This is a genomic window from Microseira wollei NIES-4236 (assembly GCF_020521235.1).
Taxonomy (GTDB): Bacteria; Cyanobacteriota; Cyanobacteriia; order Cyanobacteriales; family Aerosakkonemataceae; genus Microseira; species Microseira wollei.
The window spans coordinates 1-4,874 of record NZ_BLAY01000340.1 but is presented as its reverse complement, the minus strand read 5'-3'; the positions used below and the strand labels follow the sequence as shown (position 1 = coordinate 4,874).

The window sequence follows — 4,874 nt, the reverse complement described above, 5'->3', positions numbered from 1 at the left end:
ACTGCTACCCAACCCACTAGCGATGATTGAAATAATTCTAGACAAAGCCAATAGAGGCAAGGGAATACTAGCAAGCCAATCAAGGCAGACAAACTTCTCATCACCGCTACTGAACTGCCAAACCATTCGACCCAAAATCTCGCTATCACGTAATATAGAATCGAAATATGAGGATCGAATCTCGCTACGTTTTGTACGATATCAATGACACTAATTTCAGGGTCGGGGCGCTGATACTTGCGTAAATCAGAGATAGTAATTATTTTACCATTCAATGCTCCTTTATAATCTGTGTACCCAGAAATAATAGATAGGGTGCCAATCTCATCATTCCAGAAGACTTTTCGGTCAAGGTTGACGAAGCGGAAAAATATGCCCAGTACTAGCACGATAATTATAAAAAAATGCAACCAACGTGGGGTGATTTTTCCGTTTCGAGTCATCTTGACTTTCCTAAACTGTGGATGTTTATTCAATCCAATTTCTTCAGCTATAATTCATTCTTGGAGTAAAGATAGCAGCGTTCCTTCATAGGAGCGGATGGTACTTTTGGCTGTTTAAATTCGGGAGGGTCAGACCGGATGCTTCTCACTTGAGAAGGGTGACGCTCCGCTGCTCCACGTCTCCCCGTCTCCGCGTCTTCTTGGTCATGGCAAAGAACAGCCATGACCAATTACCTATTTCCTATTACCTATGATTGAGTTTGGCGACGCGGTTGGGTGCGTTGTACGGGTTGAGTTTGACGACGGGGTTGGGTAGTGGTGCGCTGTACTGGTTGAGTTTGGCGTCGCTGCTGAGTCCCGAAGCGTTGTACGGGTTGAGTTTGGCGACGGGGTTGGGTAGTGGTGCGCTGTACGGGTTGAGTTTGGCGTCGCTGCTGAGTCCCGAAGCGTTGTACGGGTTGAGTTTGGCGACGGGGTTGGGTAGTGGTGCGTTGTACGGGTTGAGTTTGGCGACGGGGTTGGGTAGTGGTGCGTTGTACGGGTTGAGTTTGGCGTCGCTGCTGAGTCCCGAAGCGTTGTACGGGTTGAGTTTGGCGACGGGGTTGGGTGGTGGTGCGCCGACGTATGGGGGTTCTACGTTCGCTATTTTGACGCGGACGTGAAGGACGTTCTGGTTCGCTGGCGGTTGCTCCTTCTTTTACCACATAAGGCGAGGCGATCGCATTTGCTTGTCCGGTGCTGACCAATGCTTGGTAAATTAAAGCAGCGACTTCGGCTCTGGTTGCTACTCGCCGGGGATTGAGAAATCTGACGTTGGGATAGCTGACGACTAATCCTTTTTCGGTAGCAGCTGCGATCGCTCTTTGTTCTTCTGCCGCAATTGTACCGGCATCGCGATAAACGCGCAGAATTCGCTCGGGAGAACCGCTGGGAGTCAAACCAAGTCCCCGCGCCAATGCTACCAAAACATCCAAACGCGAGACATTTTGGTCGGGGTTGAAACTGCGGCTGTTGGGAGAACCTAAAAAGCCCATTTCGTAAGCATCCGAGATGGCGGGATACGCCCAGTGATTTGTTGCCAAGTCTCTAAACGTCGCCATCTCGCGGGTTTTGTTGCGATCGAAGGCTTTGCTAATAATTGTGGCAAGTTCGGCGCGGGTTACCGGATCGTTGGGACGAAATGCACCATCGGGATATCCTTGCAACAATCCCCTTCCCACTAACTGACCGATAAAGTTTCTCGCCCAGTAATTGGCGGGTACGTCGGGAAAGCTAATCTCGACTTCCGGGACTGGTTCTGGGGTGGGTGCTGGCGTCGGTGCGGGTTGTGCGGGTTCTGGTGCGCTTGCTAGTACCGAACTGACATCGTAAACCGAACCATTCCCCACTTCTACGTTAATTAGCCGACTTTCCCTTCCCGGTATCGCCGTTAGGGTTGCAGGCAGATCCGAACCGAAAACGACGCTGGCGCCGCTGCTGATGGTTCCGGGATATACGCTGCTTTGGGGCGGTACGGGTAAGCCGGGGACTTGATACCAGCTTAAGTTAACATCCTGCAAGTTGGCGAGGAAGAGGACTTGTTCCGCACCGGCATTGGTGCCGTTAATTTGGGTGAAGTAGTCGTAAGTTGTCGTACCTGGGTCGATGAGACCGTCGGCGTTGATATCGATGCCGTAGACGGTTCGCACGACGCGGGTGGCTGTGGGGCGGTTGCCCAATATTAAGTTTACCGCTGCGTTGGCGAGCAATACTTCAAACTCGCTGTAGCCGATTAGGCGATTTTGCAAGTCATATAGGCGCACGACGATGCGATCGCCTACATTCATTCCCCGTCTAAATGTCGCCCGTTGATTGAGTCGATATCGATAATCCCCGATAAACCTTTCGGGTGCATAGCCATCGTTACGTTTGACTTTGAGGGAAACTCTAGCAATGATTTCCGATAGGGTTCCAGAGGGTTGGCGAATTGCCAGGCTAAAACTTTCTTGTCCTTCAGCAGGGGTTTGCACAACCGGCGTCTGAATGCGGTTGTTGGGAGCCACTGGGGGTGGAGTGGCGGGTGCTGTTACCTCGCTTGCCGGTTCTGTTGCTGTTGTCGCTGGTGGTGTCGGACGCGAGGTGCGACGATTCCTGGTTCTGGGATTTTCCCTGGGGTTTGGTTGTTCTGCGGTTGGCGGCGTTGCACCATCAGCGAGTTGTTGCGTTGCGGCTGCATCTAGTTTGACTAGGGAACCTGATAAATTGGTGCGATAGATCCAACGTTGGCGATCGCTGGCAACGGTAACTTGCCATCCCGGAACCAGTGCTTGGGAACAAGCTATCCCAGGATTTCCCAAACCCAAACAGCCATCCGACCAAGTTTTCTGTTCTACTTCCACTACGCGCAAGTCGGAAGTTTCCAATCCGGTTTGCTGGGCTAAATTCTCTAAAATTGCCTTCGTTACAGGTTCCGGCAATTGAACCTTATTTTCTTCTGTTGGTCTGCGATTCGGTTGATTTTGTCTGCTTGGCGTTCGAGACGGTTGGTTTTGTCTGGTGCTTCTTCTAGTCGGTTCTTGGGTTATGGTGCGTTCGGGCAGCGTGGCTAAAGCCGTATCGATTGTAGCTGGTGAAACTTGCTCCTGGGCCCCCCTGCTTTTCTGCTCTACCTGCGAGGTACTGGCACTGGCGGAAGTGGGTGCGATCGCAGCGATCGCCACACCCAGCGCTGCAAAAGCAACTCTGCCAATTACACCAAAGATACCTTGATTCATAAGCTTTTAACCCCTCCCGGTATGGTTAGAGCAACGTTGACTGCTTGCAGAACGGTTCTGAAGATTTGATTTTAGGTGAAACGATACTACGATATTCAAAAATAGATTAAGAATCTTAACAGAAAATTGTGACTACTCAGCAACTAGCCACAACCACCCGGTTAGAAAAGCTCACCTGGTCTTGGCGAGGCCACAAAATACTGTACACCGTCAAGGGTACGGGACTCCCCCTCGTGTTGATTCATGGTTTTGGCGCGTCTATCGGACATTGGCGTAAAAACATCCCGGCGCTGGCAGAAGGCGGCTATCGGGTATTTGCCCTCGATTTACTCGGATTTGGCGGTTCGGATAAACCTGCGTTGGATTATACGCTGGATTTGTGGGCAGAACTGCTCAAAGATTTCTGGAGCGAACAGATCCAAGAACCAACCGTATTTGTCGGTAACTCGATTGGTGGGTTACTGAGTTTGATGGCAGTCGCCCATCATCCAGAAATTGCCGCAGGTGCAATTCTACTCAACTGCGCCGGTGGACTCAACCATCGCCCCCACGAGTTAAACTTACCGTTGCGGTTGGTGATGGGAGCGTTTACTAAAGTGGTGCAAAGTCAGCTAGTAGGGCCAATCTTGTTTAACAGCATCCGCCAGAAACACCGCATCCGCAACACCCTGCTCCAGGTTTACCGCAACTCGGAAGCGATTACCGACGAACTGGTGGATATGCTTTATGCGCCTTCCTGCGACCCAGGGGCGCAGAAAGTTTTTGCTTCAATTCTGACAGCACCGCCAGGGCCGACAATAGCAGAATTACTGCCCAAAGTCAAGCATCCCGTCCTGGTACTTTGGGGAGCAGATGACCCTTGGACCCCCGTGACTGGAGCCAAGATTTTCCAGGAGCGGAACGAGAACGGGGAAGCGATAGAATTTGTCTCGATTCCCAATACAGGTCACTGTCCCCACGACGAGCGCCCCGACGTGGTGAATCCGTTGATGTTGGATTGGTTGGGTAAATCATTGTAGTAGCACAGCATCAATCAGTTGCGGCACCAGGCGAAATGATGCCGATGCCGTGCCCCCCACCCCGTCGATCCTAGGGGCACGGCATCAACAAATTGCGACACAAGGCGAAATGATACAGATGCCGTGCCCCCACCCCGTCGATCGTAGGGGCACGGCATCAACAAATTGCGACACCAGGCGAAATGATACAGATGCCGTGCCCCCACCCCGTTGATTGTAGTAGCACAGCATCAGTCAGTTTTGACACCAGGCGAAATCATACAGATGCCCTGCCCCCACCCGTTTGATCTTTGGGGCACGGCATCATACCAAATCCCCTTCCATAACCCCCTTGGAAATAAACCGCGAAGACACGAAGGACACAAAGAAGAAGAGGAAGAAGATAAAGGAGGTAGTCAACCCAGATTTCGGATCAGTCAGTTGCGACACAAAGCGAAATCATACAGATGCCGTGCCCCCACCCCGTTGATGGTAGGGGCACAGCATCAGTCAGTTGCCGCACAAAGCGAAATCATACAGACGCCGTGCCCCTACCCGTTTGATCTTTGGGGCACGGCATCATACCAAATCCCCTTCCATAACCCCCTTGGAAATAAACCGCGAAGACACGAAGGACACAAAGAAGAAGAGGAAGAAGATAAAGGAGGTAGTCAACCCAG

Annotated in this window: 6 protein-coding genes; 2 read left to right on the top strand and 4 right to left on the bottom strand. The window is 51.6% G+C overall.

The window, feature by feature from the left end:
- The 3 genes from MiSe_RS47680 to MiSe_RS47670 form a co-directional block, all read right to left on the bottom strand.
- Positions 1 to 443, bottom strand: a 443-nt coding sequence (locus MiSe_RS47680; protein WP_444980646.1) for a glycosyltransferase family 39 protein, incomplete at its 3' end; no start/stop codon positions are given.
- Positions 444 to 490: 47 nt separating this feature from the next.
- The gene (locus tag MiSe_RS47675) at positions 491 to 667 is read right to left on the bottom strand and encodes a hypothetical protein (protein ID WP_226594276.1); all 177 of its coding nucleotides are present in this window, start codon (positions 665 to 667) and stop codon (positions 491 to 493) included.
- 24 nt (positions 668 to 691) lie between these two features.
- Positions 692 to 3,196, bottom strand: a complete 2,505-nt coding sequence (locus MiSe_RS47670) for an S-layer homology domain-containing protein (RefSeq protein ID WP_226594274.1) — start codon at positions 3,194 to 3,196, stop codon at positions 692 to 694.
- A 128-nt stretch (positions 3,197 to 3,324) separates the two neighbouring features.
- Between MiSe_RS47670 and MiSe_RS47665 the strand changes: the two genes are divergently transcribed.
- Positions 3,325 to 4,215 (top strand): alpha/beta fold hydrolase, encoded by an 891-nt coding sequence (locus tag MiSe_RS47665; RefSeq protein ID WP_226594267.1) that lies wholly within the window; start codon positions 3,325 to 3,327, stop codon positions 4,213 to 4,215.
- A gap of 14 nt (positions 4,216 to 4,229) precedes the next feature.
- Here MiSe_RS47665 and MiSe_RS47660 read toward each other — a convergent pair whose 3' ends face one another.
- On the bottom strand, positions 4,230 to 4,373 hold the full coding sequence (locus MiSe_RS47660) for a hypothetical protein (RefSeq protein WP_226594261.1): 144 nt from the start codon (positions 4,371 to 4,373) through the stop codon (positions 4,230 to 4,232).
- Positions 4,374 to 4,479: 106 nt separating this feature from the next.
- Here MiSe_RS47660 and MiSe_RS47655 point away from each other — a divergent pair.
- The coding region (locus MiSe_RS47655) for a hypothetical protein (protein ID WP_226594253.1) at positions 4,480 to 4,874 on the top strand (395 nt) is incomplete at its 3' end.

Coding starts and splice junctions, on each gene's coding strand:
- MiSe_RS47670 (WP_226594274.1), bottom strand. CDS start 3,196: ATGAATCAAGGTATCTTTGGTGTAATTGGCAGAGTTGCTTTTGCAGCG.
- MiSe_RS47675 (WP_226594276.1), bottom strand. CDS start 667: ATGGCTGTTCTTTGCCATGACCAAGAAGACGCGGAGACGGGGAGACGT.
- MiSe_RS47660 (WP_226594261.1), bottom strand. CDS start 4,373: ATGCCGTGCCCCTACGATCGACGGGGTGGGGGCACGGCATCTGTATCA.